General features: G+C 67.0%; 13 protein-coding genes, 2 tRNA genes, 2 pseudogenes and 1 riboswitch. Of the genes and pseudogenes, 8 read left to right on the forward strand and 9 right to left on the reverse strand.

What is annotated here, in order from left to right; genetic code table 11:
* Positions 1 to 40 precede the first annotated feature (40 nt).
* The 5 genes and pseudogenes from M2437_RS20180 to M2437_RS20200 all read right to left on the reverse strand — a co-directional run bounded on the left by M2437_RS20180 (position 41) and on the right by M2437_RS20200 (position 6,021).
* A pseudogene (locus tag M2437_RS20180) lies at positions 41 to 1,373 on the reverse strand (NAD(P)/FAD-dependent oxidoreductase).
* Positions 1,374 to 1,530: 157 nt separating this feature from the next.
* Positions 1,531 to 2,178, reverse strand: a complete 648-nt coding sequence (gene maiA, locus M2437_RS20185; protein WP_253388505.1) for a maleylacetoacetate isomerase — start codon at positions 2,176 to 2,178, stop codon at positions 1,531 to 1,533.
* A gap of 123 nt (positions 2,179 to 2,301) precedes the next feature.
* Positions 2,302 to 2,601 (reverse strand): antibiotic biosynthesis monooxygenase family protein, encoded by a 300-nt coding sequence (locus M2437_RS20190; protein ID WP_253388506.1) that lies wholly within the window; start codon positions 2,599 to 2,601, stop codon positions 2,302 to 2,304.
* Positions 2,602 to 2,817: 216 nt separating this feature from the next.
* Positions 2,818 to 5,517, reverse strand: a complete 2,700-nt coding sequence (gene acnA / locus M2437_RS20195) for an aconitate hydratase AcnA (protein WP_253388507.1) — start codon at positions 5,515 to 5,517, stop codon at positions 2,818 to 2,820.
* A 306-nt stretch (positions 5,518 to 5,823) separates the two neighbouring features.
* A complete protein-coding gene (locus tag M2437_RS20200; RefSeq protein ID WP_076643636.1) occupies positions 5,824 to 6,021 on the reverse strand; it encodes a hypothetical protein in 198 nt (65 codons plus the stop codon).
* 216 nt (positions 6,022 to 6,237) lie between these two features.
* On the opposite strand from M2437_RS20200, the gene ccmA reads away from it, so the two are divergent.
* On the forward strand, positions 6,238 to 6,885 hold the full coding sequence (gene ccmA / locus M2437_RS20205; RefSeq protein WP_253388508.1) for a heme ABC exporter ATP-binding protein CcmA: 648 nt from the start codon (positions 6,238 to 6,240) through the stop codon (positions 6,883 to 6,885).
* On the forward strand, positions 6,882 to 7,550 hold the full coding sequence (gene ccmB, locus M2437_RS20210; RefSeq protein ID WP_041357828.1) for a heme exporter protein CcmB: 669 nt from the start codon (positions 6,882 to 6,884) through the stop codon (positions 7,548 to 7,550). The genes ccmA and ccmB overlap by 4 nt, the downstream gene beginning before the upstream one ends.
* A 43-nt stretch (positions 7,551 to 7,593) precedes the next feature.
* Here ccmB and M2437_RS20215 read toward each other — a convergent pair whose 3' ends face one another.
* The 3 genes from M2437_RS20215 to M2437_RS20225 all read right to left on the reverse strand — a co-directional run bounded on the left by M2437_RS20215 (position 7,594) and on the right by M2437_RS20225 (position 9,316).
* On the reverse strand, positions 7,594 to 7,857 hold the full coding sequence (locus tag M2437_RS20215) for a hypothetical protein (RefSeq protein WP_253388509.1): 264 nt from the start codon (positions 7,855 to 7,857) through the stop codon (positions 7,594 to 7,596).
* A 131-nt stretch (positions 7,858 to 7,988) separates the two neighbouring features.
* Positions 7,989 to 8,408 carry a hypothetical protein gene (locus M2437_RS20220; protein ID WP_253388510.1) on the reverse strand — a complete coding sequence of 140 codons (420 nt, stop codon included), beginning with the start codon at positions 8,406 to 8,408 and terminating at the stop codon, positions 7,989 to 7,991.
* A 588-nt stretch (positions 8,409 to 8,996) separates the two neighbouring features.
* Positions 8,997 to 9,196: riboswitch (cobalamin riboswitch) on the forward strand.
* On the reverse strand, positions 9,191 to 9,316 hold the full coding sequence (locus M2437_RS20225) for a hypothetical protein (protein WP_277570372.1): 126 nt from the start codon (positions 9,314 to 9,316) through the stop codon (positions 9,191 to 9,193). (Overlaps the previous riboswitch by 6 nt.)
* Before the next feature lies 1 nt (position 9,317).
* Between M2437_RS20225 and M2437_RS20230 the strand changes: the two genes are divergently transcribed.
* From M2437_RS20230 to M2437_RS20240, 3 genes are all read left to right on the forward strand, one after another.
* Positions 9,318 to 11,561 carry a TonB-dependent receptor gene (locus M2437_RS20230; protein WP_253388511.1) on the forward strand — a complete coding sequence of 748 codons (2,244 nt, stop codon included), beginning with the start codon at positions 9,318 to 9,320 and terminating at the stop codon, positions 11,559 to 11,561.
* Between the two features lie 164 nt (positions 11,562 to 11,725).
* Positions 11,726 to 12,016: a hypothetical protein gene (locus M2437_RS20235; RefSeq protein ID WP_015951133.1), complete on the forward strand. Its 291-nt coding sequence runs from the start codon at positions 11,726 to 11,728 to the stop codon at positions 12,014 to 12,016.
* Positions 12,017 to 12,215: 199 nt separating this feature from the next.
* Entirely contained in the window at positions 12,216 to 12,521 is a 306-nt protein-coding gene (locus M2437_RS20240) for a hypothetical protein (protein WP_253388512.1), read from the forward strand.
* Between the two features lie 83 nt (positions 12,522 to 12,604).
* On the opposite strand, the gene M2437_RS20245 is transcribed toward M2437_RS20240, so the two are convergent.
* Positions 12,605 to 12,680, reverse strand: a tRNA-Thr gene (locus tag M2437_RS20245).
* A gap of 143 nt (positions 12,681 to 12,823) precedes the next feature.
* On the opposite strand from M2437_RS20245, the gene M2437_RS20250 reads away from it, so the two are divergent.
* From M2437_RS20250 to M2437_RS20260, 3 genes and pseudogenes are all read left to right on the forward strand, one after another.
* The gene (locus M2437_RS20250) at positions 12,824 to 13,495 is read left to right on the forward strand and encodes a Maf-like protein (protein ID WP_253388513.1); all 672 of its coding nucleotides are present in this window, start codon (positions 12,824 to 12,826) and stop codon (positions 13,493 to 13,495) included.
* Positions 13,492 to 13,711: pseudogene (yacG, locus tag M2437_RS20255) on the forward strand (DNA gyrase inhibitor YacG). The gene M2437_RS20250 and the pseudogene yacG overlap by 4 nt, the downstream one beginning before the upstream one ends.
* Before the next feature lie 115 nt (positions 13,712 to 13,826).
* A tRNA-Phe gene (locus M2437_RS20260) sits at positions 13,827 to 13,902 on the forward strand.
* The last annotated feature ends 51 nt before the right edge of the window (positions 13,903 to 13,953 follow it).

Here is a 13,953-nt window from a genome sequence, read left to right on the forward strand (position 1 = left end):
ACATGTCGCGCCCGCCCGCCGGATCAAGTCTCGGGCTTCGTCAGTGCAGCTTCACCCGCGGCTCGGTGCGCCGGGTGAGCGCCCGGGCCAGGGCATCGAGGCTCGTCTTCCACCAGCCGTTCACGGCCGTCTCGTGCATCTTGTAGAGCGAACGGTACATCAGCCGGGCGAACAGCCCGGCGATGAACATGTTCTTCCCCTGGATGAAGCCCATCAGGTTGCCGACGGCGGTGTACTCGCCGAGCGAGACGAGCGAGCCGAAGTCGCGATACTTGAACGGCTTCAGCGGCCGGCCGGCAAGACGGTTGGCCATCTGCCCGTAGAGGTGCGAGGCCTGCTGGTGAGCCGCCTGGGCGCGCGGCGGGATCGGCGTCTGGGAGCCCTCCTCGACGAGGTAGGCACAATCGCCCATGGCGAAGATGTCCGGGTCGCGGGAGGTCTGCAGCGTCGCCGTGACGACGAGCTGATTGTTGCGGGTGCTCTCGAGCCCACCGAGATCCTTCAGGAAGGCCGGCCCCTTCACGCCCGCGGCCCAGACCACGAGTTCGGAGGGGATGAAACCGCCATCGGCGAGTTGGACGCCGTCGGCCCGCACCTCGGTGACGCGGGCCTGGACTCGAACCTCAACGCCGATCTTGGCAAGTTGGCCCATCACCTCACCCCGCCAGCCGCTGCGGCACTGCGGGCAGGATGCGGTCGGCGGCCTCGATCAGGGTGATCTTCAGATCCTTGGCGGGATCGATGCGGTCGAGGCCGGTGCGTGCCACCTCGCGGGTGGTGCGGTGCAGTTCCGCTGCCAGCTCGGTGCCGGTCGCGCCCGCACCGATCACCGCCACGTGGAGCTGGCCAGGGCGCACCGGACCTTCCTGGGTGTGGGCGCGCAGCATGCCGTTGACGAGGCGCTGGTGGAAGCGCAGCGCCTGCTCCTTGGTGTCGAGGGCGATGGCGTGCTCGGCGACGCCCGGCGTGCCGAAATCGTTGGTGGTCGAGCCCACCGCTATGATCAGCGTGTCGTAGGGGATGGTGCGCACGGGCGTGACCTCGCGCCCCTCGCTGTCGCGGCTGGCGGCGAGATGGATCACCCGCTTCTCACGGTCGAGCCCGGTCATCTCGCCGATGCGGTAGCGGAAGTGGTTGGCGTGGGCGTGGTGCAGGTAATCGATCGCATGATGGCCGACATCGAGCGAGCCGGCGGCGACCTCGTGCAGCAGCGGCTTCCAGATATGGGTGCGCGCCCGGTCCACCAGGGTAATGTGGGCCTTGCCGCGCTTGCCGTACTTGTTGCCGAGCTTGGTCACCAGTTCGAGCCCGGCGGCCCCTCCCCCCACCACGACGATCTTGTGCTGATCCGTGACCGATTCGCTCGGAACCATCCTCGCCCCACTCGCGTCGCAGGCCGCCTCGCTCGGCAGCCTTTCAGTTTGGAATGATCTTACATCGGTAACTGTGAAAGGACCCACACGTTCGCAGCGTGTCTGGAACGCAAATCCAGCATTACTGAACGGACGGTTTCGTAAAATTTTCTTTCCATCAAGAAGCAGGCGCGCCGGGCTGCCGCAGGGGATGGGCGCGGGCGACGGCATCGAGCGCCAGCACTTCCTCGCTGATGCGCTTCACCGTCGGATAGGCTGCCGTGTCGATCCCGAAGATGCCGGTGCCGACCCACAGGCTGATAAGGCACAGGTCGGCGTGGCTCACCGCGTCGCCCTGGCAGAATCGGCCCGTACCGGCCTCCTTCGAGAGCCGGGTTTCCAGCGTCTTCAATCCGGTGTTGAAGGCGTTGCGCAGGAATTCCAGCATCCGCTCCCGCGGCAGGCCGTAATTCTCCATCAGGAAGGTGCGCACCCGCGGCACGTAGAGGGGATGGGTGTCGCAGGCGACGACCTGGGCCAGCGAACGGGCACGGGCCCGCGCCCGCGGCTCGTCGGGCAGCAGCGGAACGCCGGGCCGGGTCTCCTCCAGATAGTCGAGGATCGCGAGCGACTGCGTCAGCGGCGGTCCGTCACCATCGAACAGCGCCGGCACCGCGCCCTGCGGATTGATCGCGAGGAAGTCGGGCTTGTGCTGGTCGCCGGCATCGAGGTCGAGGAACACCTCCTCGTAGGCGATGCCCTTGAGGTTGAGGGCGATGCGCACGCGGAAAGCCGCGGCTGAGCGCCAGTTGCCGTACATCTTCACGAGGCCGTCTCCCCCTTTTGTCGTCCAGCCCTTAGCGGCCGTTTAGGATGCTTCACAGAACGCCCGGCCTCCGACCGTCTCGCCTTGGGCACGACGGTGCGGCGGGCGGTCGGAGCGAGACACTCAGAAGGCCTGAAGCGTCAGTTCGGTGTGCTCCACCTGGGGCGGAGCCTCGAAATAGGGAGAGACCATCGCCCGGTAGTCCTTCCAGGCCTGCGATCCGGTGAAATCCTTGGTGTGTGCCTCGAGCGTATCCCACTCGATCAGCAGGCGGTAGCGCTGCGGCTTCTCGATCGAGCGGCGCACCGCGAAGCTGCGGCACCCGGCAGCGGCCCGGAAAATCCCGGCGGCCTTCGTGATGCCGGCTTCGAATTCGGCTTCCGAACCGGGCTTTACGTCGATCTGTGCGATTTCGAGGATCATAGAGCGTCATTTCCCAGCCGGCCCGCCGCGTCGATTGGGGCGGAGCGTTCGATGGTGAGGGAATAGCGGATGCACTGACAAAGCGTCGAGCTACGGCCGACGCCTTGGCCCCTCTTCGTCTTGTTTGCTTCGGTACGGTTGCCGGAACCACTTGCTCAACAAAAAAGCCCCTCCCTTGCGGGAGAGGCTTTCAGGCAGCGCGAACGGAGGAGGCGCTTAAGCCGCCAGAGACCGCAGCACGTAGGGCAGGATACCGCCGTTGCGGAAGTATTCCAGCTCATCGAGCGTATCGATCCGGCAGGTCAGCGGGACCTCCCGCTTCGAGCCGTCGGCGGAGGTAATTTCGGCGGTCAGCGTCTGGCGCGGCTTCAGCTCACCGGACAGCCCCTTGATCGTCACGGTCTCGTCGCCCTTGAGGCCGAGCGATTCCCAGGATTCCTCGCCCTGGAAGACCAGCGGGACCACGCCCATGCCGACGAGGTTCGAGCGGTGGATGCGCTCGAAGCTCTCGGCGATCACGGCGCGCACGCCGAGGAGCTTGGTGCCCTTGGCCGCCCAGTCGCGGGACGAGCCGGTGCCGTATTCCTTGCCGGCGAAGACGACCAGCGGCGTGCCCTCCTCCGCGTAGCGCATCGCGGCGTCGTAGATGTACATCCGCTCGCCGTCGGGCTGGTGCAGCGTCCACCCACCCTCGACGACGTTGCCGGCCTCGTCCCGCACCATCTGGTTCTTGATGCGGATGTTGGCAAACGTGCCCCGCATCATCACCTCGTGGTTGCCGCGCCGGGTGCCGTACTGGTTGAAGTCCTGCACCCGCACCTGATGCTCCTGCAGGTACGCACCGGCAGGCGAAGCCGCGCGGATGTTGCCGGCCGGCGAGATGTGGTCGGTGGTGATCGAATCGAGGAACAAGCCGAGGATGCGCGCGCCCTCGATGTCGGTGATCGGGTCGGGCGTCTTGGTCATGCCCTCGAAATAAGGCGGGTTCTGCACGTAGGTGGAGCCCCCATCCCAGGCGAAGGTCTCGGCCTCGGTGACCTCGACGCCCTTCCAGTTCTCGTCGCCGCCGAACACGTCGGCGTAGCGGCTCTTGAACAGCTCCGAGGTGATGTTCTCCTCGATGAAGCGGTTCACCTCCTCCGAGGACGGCCAGATGTCCTTCAGGTAGACCGGCTTGCCGTCCGAACCCTGGCCCAGCGGCTCCGTGGTGATATCGATCTGGAGCGAGCCGGCGAGCGCGTAGGCGACCACCAGCGGCGGCGAGGCGAGGTAGTTCGCCCGCACGTCCGGGTTCACGCGGCCCTCGAAGTTGCGGTTGCCGGAGAGCACGGCGGCGGCGACGACGTCGTTGTCGTTGATTGCCTTCGAGATCGGCGCCGGGAGCGGGCCCGAATTGCCGATGCAGGTGGTGCAGCCGAAGCCGACGAGGTTGAAACCCAGCGCGTCGAGGCTCGCCTGGAGGCCGGACTTGTCGAGATACTCGCCGACGACCTGGCTGCCGGGGGCGAGCGAGGTCTTCACCCACGGCTTCGAGGTCAGGCCCTTGGCGACCGCGTTGCGGGCGAGCAGGCCGGCGCCGATCATCACGCTCGGGTTCGAGGTGTTGGTGCAGCTCGTGATCGCGGCGATCACCACGTCACCGTGGCCGATGTCGAAGTTCGTGCCCTCGACCGGGTAGCGCCGGGCGATGTCGGCCGCTCGTCTGAACTCCTTTTCCATTGAGTCGGCGAAGCCGGCCTTGGCGCTGTCGAGCAGCACCCGGTCCTGCGGGCGCTTCGGGCCGGCGAGCGAAGGACGCACGGTGCTCATGTCGAGTTCGAGCGTGTCGGTGAAGACCGGATCGGGGGTCTTGGCGTCGCGCCACATGCCCTGCGCCTTGGCATAAGCCTCGACCAGCGCGATGCGGTCGTCCTGCCGGCCGGTGACCTTCAGGAAGTCGATGGTCTTCTGATCGATCGGGAAAAAGCCGCAGGTCGCGCCGTATTCCGGCGCCATGTTGGAGATGGTGGCGCGGTCGGCGACCGGCATGTCGTCGAGGCCGGGGCCGTAGAACTCCACGAACTTGCCGACCACGCCCTTCTTGCGCAGCATCTGCGTGACGGTGAGCACGAGGTCGGTCGCAGTGGTGCCCTCGGGCAGCTTGCCGGACAGTTTGAAGCCGATAACCTCGGGGATCAGCATCGACAGCGGCTGGCCGAGCATCGCCGCCTCGGCCTCGATGCCGCCGACGCCCCAGCCGAGCACGGCCAGACCGTTGACCATGGTGGTGTGCGAATCGGTGCCGACGAGGCTGTCGGGATAGGCGATCTCGGCGCCGTCCTCGGTCCGGGTCCAGACCGTCTGAGACAGGTATTCGAGGTTCACCTGGTGGCAGATACCCGTGCCCGGCGGGACCACGGAGAAGTTATCGAAGGCCGACTGGCCCCATTTCAGGAAGGTGTAGCGCTCGCCGTTGCGGGCGTATTCGAGGGCGACGTTGTCGCCGAGCGCCTTCGGGGTGCCGAACTCGTCCACGATCACCGAATGGTCGATGACGAGATCGACCGGGACCAGCGGATTGATTTTTTGGGGGTCGCCACCGAGCGCGACCATGGCGTCACGCATCGCGGCGAGATCGACGACGGCCGGAACGCCGGTGAAGTCCTGCATCAGGACGCGGGAAGGGCGGAAGGCGATCTCGGTCTCGGCCCTGCCCTGGTTGCCGAGCCACGCGACGGCGGCCTCGATATCGGCCCGCTTCACCGAGCGGTCGTCCTCGAAGCGCAGGAGGTTCTCGAGGATGACCTTCATCGAGAACGGAAGGGCGGTCGAATCGGCCAAGCCGTTCTTCTCCGCCTCGGGAATCGAGTAGTAGGTGTAGGTCTTGCCGCCTGCTTGAAGCGTCTGGCGAGCTTTGAAGCTGTCGAGGAATGCCACGGCGAGTCGGGTCCTGAGCTGGCGTTAGCGAACACGGAGCAGGCATAACCTGCGCCACGAGAGGTGTTCGGCCGGAGACGCTCCAAGGAGCGCGCGCCGCCCCGGGGGTGCCCGGGTAGCGAGTGCCCTCGGGGAACTCCCGGCGGCCGGGAGGCCCGCGAATGACACTCAGGATGGTGCGCGAGGGGCGATTTGGACGCCCTGGAATGATCGCGCGGCGCAGCCTGAGCCGGTCTATAGAACGTTTCGAAATTGGCCGCTACTGGCCCGATGACACAGGCGCGCGACTGATATTGCGGTCCCGCCCTACCGACGCGTCCGGCGGCTGTCCGCGCCCAAGACGTAGCAGTGGCGCACTGCGTCCCAGAACGCTGCGCGTTGGTCCGGCGTCAGGCTTGCGAGTCGGGCTTCCACTTGCGTGCGCCCGGCGATCGCGGCGGGATCGCGGGCCATAGCCGCTTCGGACGGGTGGAGCGGGGCCTGCGGGGCCGTCTCGGCATCCATGGTCGCCCATCCTGCGAAACTGCCATGTGGCATCACCGAATCAATGCGCCAGCGGCCCGAGCGGTTCGCGCGCCGCCGAACGATCCGCTATAGGCCGCACGAGACCGGCCTCTCCGCCCGCGAGATGTCCCGGTTTCCCCTCGCGCTAAGCGAGGAGATCCGACAGCCAGGACCGGGACGAAGCGTGCGGACCTCTCCCTCATCGAAGGCCGATCCGTGCGGTTGATCGTCGAGAATCTGGCCTGCCGCCGCTCCGGACGCCGCATCTTTTCCGGCCTTTCCTTCGTGCTCGGACCCGGCGAAGGCCTGATGGTCACCGGGCGCAACGGCGCGGGCAAATCGAGCCTGCTCACGATGCTGTCCGGCCGCCTCAAGCCCGATGCCGGCACGATCCGCGCCGAGGGCATCGGCGAGGCGAACCTGCCGGAATGCCTTCACGTGGTCGGGCACCGGGACGGATTGAAATCGGCGCTGACCGCCGCCGAAAATCTCGAATTCGCCCGCGATCTTCTCGGCAATCCCGCCGCCTCCCCCAAGGCGGCCCTGGAGGCGATGGGCCTGCCGCATGTCGCACGGTTGCCGGTCGGCTATCTCTCGGCGGGGCAGCGGCGCCGGGTGGCACTGGCGCGCCTCCTCGTCTGCCGCCGCCCGCTCTGGCTGCTCGACGAGCCGACCGCCGCTCTGGACCTCGCCTCGCAAGGGGTTCTCGCGGGGCTGATGGGACGCCATCGGGCCGAAGGAGGGCTCGTGGTTGCTGCAACGCACCAAGCCCTTGGCCTGGAGGATGCCCGCGAGCTGCGCATCGGACCGGCGGCACCCGAGGCCGTCTCTGAAGCGGCGTTCGAGGCGGAGGATTGTCTATGATGCGCGCCTTCTCCGCCCTCCTCGCCCGCGATCTGAAATTGGCCGCCCGGGTTGGCGGCTCGGGCGCCCTCTCGCTCGTCTTCTTCCTGATGATCGTGGTGCTGGTGCCCTTCGCGCTCGGGCCCGACATGAACCTGCTGTCGCGGATCGGCCCCGCGATCCTCTGGCTCTCGGCGGTGCTGGCCACCCTGATCGGTCTCGACCGGCTGTTTCAGTCGGACGAGGAGGACGGCTCTCTCGACCTGATGACGGGCGCGGCCGTGCCGTTGGAACTGGTGGTGCTGGCCAAGGTTCTGGCCTCCTGGCTCACGACCGGCCTGCCCCTGGCGCTCGCTTCGCCGCTGTTCGGCTTGCTGGTGGCACTCTCCCCGAAAGCCATGGGTGCCACGGCCTTGACGCTGGCCCTGGGCACGCCGGCTTTGGCCTTCATCGGCGCGGTCGGCGCGGCGCTGACCGCTACCATCCGTCGGGGCGGCCTGATCCTGGCCATCATCGTGCTGCCGCTGATGGTCCCGACCCTGATCTTCGGGGTCTCGGCCGCGGAGGCTGCCTTGGGCGGCACGGTGCCGTTCACGACCCCGCTGACGGTGCTGGCCGCCCTGAGCCTGATCGCGGCGGTGGTCGGTACCCTGGCCGCCGCCGCGGCTTTGCGCTGGTCGGAATGAACCGGGCGCGGCGCTCGGGAGGTCGCGCCTCGGTTCGCCGGATCTACTTATCGCAGCCGATGCAGATCCCTGTGTCGATCTTGTCGTCCTTCTTCTCCATGGCGGTCTCGCGGTCGGGATTGCCCGGGTCGCGCCGCACACCGCCCGCCCCGGCCGGCGGCATGGTCTGGCCGACGGCAGAGGTGTTCGGCGCGTAGATGGTCGAAGCCGGACCACCGCCGGTCCCGGTCTGCGCTGGCCTTTGGGCGGCAGCGGATGTGGCGAGGGCCGCGACCAGAACCGCGGCAAACGACAGACGGGTGATCATCGGCAAACTCCCTTGGAGTTCGAACGCACTAGACCCTTGAGGGTTCACGCGGGTCCATCGCCGGAGATCGGCCTCACATCGGTTGCGCGTATCGCTCTCGCAGGATCAGGCTCGGCAGCGCTTCGCGAAGCTCAGTCCGGCCAGCAGATCGTTGCTTCGCGCAAGCCCATCAACTGGGCCGCGCCGAGCCCGAACGAAGGGGAGGCGTCGAACACCTCTCCCGCCACGCTCACCTCGCAGGCTTCGTCGAGAGCGCCACCGGCACAGAGCGCGAGGGCACGGGTGCGGCCCTGCATCTCCGCGGCCGCGACCCGGATCAGAAGCCTGCCGGCCAAGCGGACATTGCCTGCCGCATCCTCCGGCAACAGGCCGATGCAGGTGATCTCGTCGTCGGTCGCGTAGACGAGGTGGCAATGATCGAGCGTGACGCGCTCACCGACATGGTGACGGGCCGCCGCCGCGAAGGCCGCCGCGTCCGCATGCGCATCGACTGCGTGAGCCCCGGATGGAAGCAGGAGGGCGCTTAAGAAGAAAACGCATCCGATCCGCATGGAGGACCCCACCGAACGATTCCGACCGTGCAAACTTCGCAATTTGTGGGCCGGAATGGCTCAGGGGCCGGTGCGCTCTGGGATTCGGCGGCGTCAGCGGGTCTGGCCGGTCTGCGGAGCGTGGGTGTTCTGGTTGTCGGTCGGGCCGGTCCGCGTGAAGGCGAAAACGACGAGCCCTGCAAGGATCATCAGCACGACGGGAAAAGCGAACATCCAACGGGGCATGTCTGGCATCCATGAGGCAGCATTCGGACGACCGAAACCCCCGGGGGGCCGAATGGCTCCGCCGGAGCGGATGAGTTCGGAACCGAACATATGCAATGAATGCATGCCCGATCCGACGCGCCGGCGATTGCTTTGTGCACTGCAACCTGAGAAATCATGGCCATGCCGGATCGCGATGGCGTCGCGGTCCTGCAGCCCTTCTTGGGCGTTTCCTCCCTAGACTTCGGGCCGTCCTTCGGGGCGGCCTTTTTTCTTTTTGGCTGCCGTGCGGCTTTGCTCGCGGCAGGGTCCGTGTTTGTGGATCGCCCCTCACGCTGGCATCCCCAACAGCGCCGCGCGCATTGACCAGAGCGCCGCCTTGACCGTAGCTTGACCGTTGACGGTTCCCGCAAGGGATCAAAAGGGAACGCGGTGGAGGGCTTTCGAGCTCGATCCCGCGGCTGCCCCCGCAACTGTGAGCGGAGAGTCCTTCATCACCACGTCACTGGGCATGCCTCGCCTGGGAAGACGATGGAGGGCGACGACCCGCGAGCCAGGAGACCTGCCGTCAGCCGTGGTCACACGCGAGCCATGCCGGGCGGGGTGTCCCAGCAGGTGTCGAGACGCTGAAGGCCCATGGCCGGCAGTGGATCGGCCTCGGTCGCGGTGACGTGCCACCGTCGCTGCCGAGGCATCGTTTCCATCATGTTCCCCTTTCACCGCCGCTTCTGCGGCCGGTCCCTCCTGTCCGCCGTCGCCGCCCTGCCCCTCACGACGTCCGGTCCGGTTCGGGCCCGAGCACTCCTGACACAACTCGATGAGATCGCGGTGCAAGGCGGTGCCCGGATCGGCCTGCCCGCCAATGTGCCGGCCGACGCCGTCGGCACGGACGCCGCCGCAGCCCTGCGGACGCCGAGTCTGACGCAGTCCTCACCGGTCGGCCTCAACCTGCGCACGCCGTCGCGCTCGGCGAGCCGGCTCGGTCTCACGCCGCTGGAAACGCCCGCAAGTCTCGACATCATCTCGGGCGAGACCATCCGCCTGCGCGGCCAGACCAGCGTGTTAGAGGCCGTGTCGCAGAACGGCACCGGCATCACGACCTTCGGCTCGCCGGGCAACGGACTCGGTTTCTTCACCGCTCGCGGCTTTGCCGGGCAGAACTCGATCCAGACTTTGTTCGACGGAACCCGGCTCTATGTCGGCGCCAACACCGTCACCTTCCCGTTCGATACGTGGAACGTGGAGCGGATCGAGGTGCTGCGCGGGCCGGCCTCCGTTCTCTACGGGGACGGAGCCATCGGCGGTATCGTCAACGTCGTCTCGAAGAAGCCGCTGTTCACGCCGCTCAACGTCGCCCGCTTCGGGCTCGGCGAGGACGGCATCGCCCGCGCGGCGGTCGATTCGACCGGGCCCATCGGCGAATCCCTGGCCTATCGTCTCAATGTCAGCGGCAACCGTGCCGGTGGCTGGATCACGCCGGAGGGCGAATTCCGCAATCTCGCGGTCTCGGGCGCGCTGACGCTCCAAGCGAATCCGGAACTCGCCTTCACGCTCAGCCACGATTTCGGCTACCAGGAACCCACCCGCTACTGGGGCACGCCGCTGGTGAACGGGCGTGTGCCCGACACCATCCGCTTCAACAACTACAACGTCCGCGATTCGAAGATCGCCTGGACCGATAACTGGACGCAGTTCCGGACGGAGTGGACCCCTTCGGCCGACGTGACGGTGCGCAACACCGCCTACCGTCTTCAAAGCCGCCGGCATTGGCGCGACGTCGAGCAGTACCGCTTCAACCCGGCAACGGGGCTCGTCGATCGCTCCGACTATCTCGAAATCGGCCACAGCCAGGAACAGGTCGGGAATCGGTTCGACGCAACGTTCCGCGGCGCCCTCTTCGGGCTGGCCAACACGTTCTCGGCCGGCTTCGACGTGAACCATGTCAGCTTCCGCCACGCCAACAACTTCACCTTCTCCGAGACGCCGACGAGCGTGCCCCTGATCGGATACGATCCCGGCTTCTTCCCGCCGGACGGGCGGGCGAGCCCGGCCTACGCCACGCGCACGAACCAAGCATCGGTCTTCGCCGAGGATCGGCTGTTCCTGACCGACCGGTTATCGTTCCTTACCGGGGTGCGCCTCGACGCGCCGCGTCTCTACCGGGAAGATCTGCGCAGCGGCGCGACCTTCGAGCGCTCGTTCCGCGCCCTCGGCTACCGCTTCGCGCTGCTCTACGAGCCGACGCCGGACACCTCGCTCTACGCGCAATACGCCACCGCGACGGATCCGGTGAACAGCCTGATCACCCTCTCGCAATCGCTGGCCGGCTTCGAACTCTCGACCGGCCGTCAGGTCGAGGTCGGCGCCAAGGGCCTCGTCTTCGGCGGCGCCGTCGAGTGGACTTTGGCCGGCTACCGCATCGTCAAGGACAACCTGATCTCGGCGGTTCCGGGCCAGCCGACGGTCTCGACGCAAATCGGCCAGCAATCCTCTCTCGGTGCGGAGGCCGCGCTCTCCTGGCTCCCCGCCCCCGGCTGGCGCATCGATGCCAACCTCGCTGTGCTTCACGCCCAGTACGACGACTTCACTCAAAATGTCGGCGGGGTTGCCGTCTCCTATGCCGGCAATCAGCCGATCAACGTGCCGGAGCAGGTGGCCAATCTCTGGGTCAATTGGGCCTTCGCCCGCGATTGGGAGGGGCGTGTCGGTCTCCAGCATGTCGGCGGAGTCTTTTCCGATTTCGGCAACACCGCGCGGCGGCCGGCCTACACGCTGGTCAATCTCGGACTCGACCATCAGGTCACCGCCGGCTCCCGCCTGTCGCTGCGGGTCTTCAACTTGTTCGACACGATCTACGCGGTCGATGGCAGCGCCGTGAACGGTGTCGGCACGGCCTGGGTTCTCGGGCGCCCGCGCTCGTTGGAGGTCGCCTACACGATCGCATGGTGAACGATGCACCGTGAGGCTTGAACACGGACAGCTGCACCTGTCGTCACCACGCCGCAGGGCCCCCGGGAAACCCCGCGGCCGTCGGGGGACTTGCCTGGCGGATAGCTCATCCTTCGCACGCCTTCGGGACGTGCAAAGGCGCCATTACGTTCAGGAGTCCTCCGATGCACCGCATTGCCTTCACCGTCACCGTTCTGAGTTGCCTCGGCTCTGGCGCGGCCGTCGCTCAGGCCGGCCCCCCGGGCCTCCCCGCGGGCCCGTTCCCGCCGGGCACGATCATCCAGCGCCAGACCAACACCACCGGCAACACCGTCGATTACATCATCGCCCCGGGCGCCACGGGCGCCGACACCATCACCACCAACTCGGCGGCCGGCGGTAATGCCGGCCAGCCGGAGCGTGCCATCCCGCAGGGCAGCGCGGGCGGCGGAAGCGGGGGCGGCAGCTCGCGCTAGGAACGGCATAGCCGAGAACGCCGGCTCGGCGCTGGGGATCACCCGGACGCGCCGAGCCGGTTCTTGATGCGGATAAGTCTCTGAGAAATCACTTAATTTCGTTGCGCAAGCGGCTCCCAATGCATCGTCGCCGGACGCCCCCGCGTTGGCCCCGCGGTCGGTCGGCAACACGTCCGACGCCACGACAGGGAGCGCGACGATGGGCCGGGCGGCAGCGATAGGTATTCTGACGGCGCTGACTCTTTTCAGCTCGTCGCTAGCGGCAGCCCGACTGAAAATGGACGACAAGGCGTCGCTATGGCCACGCGCTGGAGCCAGCGAGAAGATCGACTTCACCAACCGCGTCGGCAAATCGATGAGCACGCTCTCGCCAGGGCTCGACAGCGGCTATTTCATGCGATGCCTGGAAGAGGTCGCCAATATCGGCGACACCAAGGATCTCACACTCAGCGACATGGTGCGAACCTGCGTCTCGCTGCAGGGCAGTCGATCCGGCGCCAGCTAGTGAGAATGCGTTCGCACGCGAATCGAGGAAGTTTCCCGATCCGAAATCGCTTGAGCGCGCAGATAATTCGAAGCGTGGGAGAGTGGTGCCGCAAGAGGGATTCGAACCCCCGACCCCCTCATTACGAATGAGGTGCTCTACCAGCTGAGCTATTGCGGCGTCGCATCCGGCTCGTCGCGTTGACGCCCGATGGAATGTGCCGGGTCTTAGACGGCCGCCTTGTCCTTGGCAAGCTCTTGGATGCTGTCTGATGGCCGAGACCGCGTTGCGGTGCCACGGGGCTTGGGCGTAAGACCTCGCCAATGAACGAGCTTCTCACCTCCGACTCCCTGAAGCCGCAGGTTTCCGGGGGTCCTGCGCGACCGCCTCTCGTGCTCGCCTCGGCCTCTCCGCGCCGGCTGGCGCTGCTGCAACAGGTCGGAATTGAGCCGGACGCATTGCTGCCCGCCGATATCGACGAGACCCCGCGCAAATCCGAATCGCCTCGTGATCTCGCCCGCCGCCTCGCCCGGGAAAAGCTGGAGGCGGCTCAGGCTGCGGCGCGGCGTCGGGACGACCTGCGCGACGCCTATCTCGTCTCCGCCGACACGGTGGTCGCCGTGGGCCGCCGCGTGCTGCCCAAGGCCGAGCTGATCGACGAGGCCGCCGACTGCCTGCGGCTGCTTTCGGGGCGGGCGCACCGCGTCTACACGGCCGTCTGCATCCTGTCCCCGAAGGATCGGCGCCGCGAGCGCATGGTCGAGACTCGCGTACGCTTCAAGCGCCTGTCGAACCGCGAGATCGAGGGCTATCTTTCCTCCGGCGAGTGGCGCGGCAAAGCCGGCGGCTACGCCATCCAGGGTCTGGCAGCAGCCTTTGCGGTGAAGCTCGTCGGCTCGCACAGCGCGGTGGTCGGCCTTCCCTTGTACGAGACGATGAGCCTGCTCGAAGGTGAGGGTTTTCCCGTGCGGGGCGCCTGGGGGGCCGCGACATGAGCCAGTCGGTGAAGAGGACGGCGGCGGACAAGCCGCTGGCGCCCTGTCCGATCTGCGGCAAGCCGGCTCGGACCGAGACCAAGCCGTTCTGCTCGCCCCGCTGCGCCGACATCGACCTCGGACGCTGGCTCGGCGAGCGCTACGTCATTCCGGGGCCGGAGGAGGTAGGAGATGTCCTACCCACCCCGTTCGGACGACGAAAACCGCTCCCGCTGAGAGCGAGATCCGCACCCGGCAAAAAAGCTTCGCCTTCGATTGCGGGAAGGCTGGACAGGCCCAAAACCCTTCACTATACCCCCGCCAGCCGACGACGCAGCGCGACGCGGCGGATGCCCAGGTAGCTCAGTTGGTAGAGCATGCGACTGAAAATCGCAGTGTCGGCGGTTCGATTCCGTCCCTGGGCACCATCTTTCTGAAGAGCCCTAGAGCCTCAGAAAGTCTGTGTTTTCTGATCCGTA

Origin of the sequence: Methylorubrum pseudosasae (assembly GCF_029504475.1) — a bacterium.
GTDB classification, from domain to species: domain Bacteria; phylum Pseudomonadota; class Alphaproteobacteria; order Rhizobiales; family Beijerinckiaceae; genus Methylobacterium; species Methylobacterium extorquens.

Coding starts and splice junctions, on each gene's coding strand:
- M2437_RS20190 (WP_253388506.1), bottom strand. CDS start 2,601: ATGATCCTCGAAATCGCACAGATCGACGTAAAGCCCGGTTCGGAAGCC.
- M2437_RS20200 (WP_076643636.1), bottom strand. CDS start 6,021: ATGGATGCCGAGACGGCCCCGCAGGCCCCGCTCCACCCGTCCGAAGCG.
- ccmB (WP_041357828.1), top strand. CDS start 6,882: ATGATGCGCGCCTTCTCCGCCCTCCTCGCCCGCGATCTGAAATTGGCC.
- M2437_RS20215 (WP_253388509.1), bottom strand. CDS start 7,857: ATGATCACCCGTCTGTCGTTTGCCGCGGTTCTGGTCGCGGCCCTCGCC.
- M2437_RS20220 (WP_253388510.1), bottom strand. CDS start 8,408: ATGCGGATCGGATGCGTTTTCTTCTTAAGCGCCCTCCTGCTTCCATCC.
- M2437_RS20225 (WP_277570372.1), bottom strand. CDS start 9,316: ATGGAAACGATGCCTCGGCAGCGACGGTGGCACGTCACCGCGACCGAG.
- M2437_RS20230 (WP_253388511.1), top strand. CDS start 9,318: ATGTTCCCCTTTCACCGCCGCTTCTGCGGCCGGTCCCTCCTGTCCGCC.
- M2437_RS20235 (WP_015951133.1), top strand. CDS start 11,726: ATGCACCGCATTGCCTTCACCGTCACCGTTCTGAGTTGCCTCGGCTCT.
- M2437_RS20240 (WP_253388512.1), top strand. CDS start 12,216: ATGGGCCGGGCGGCAGCGATAGGTATTCTGACGGCGCTGACTCTTTTC.
- M2437_RS20250 (WP_253388513.1), top strand. CDS start 12,824: ATGAACGAGCTTCTCACCTCCGACTCCCTGAAGCCGCAGGTTTCCGGG.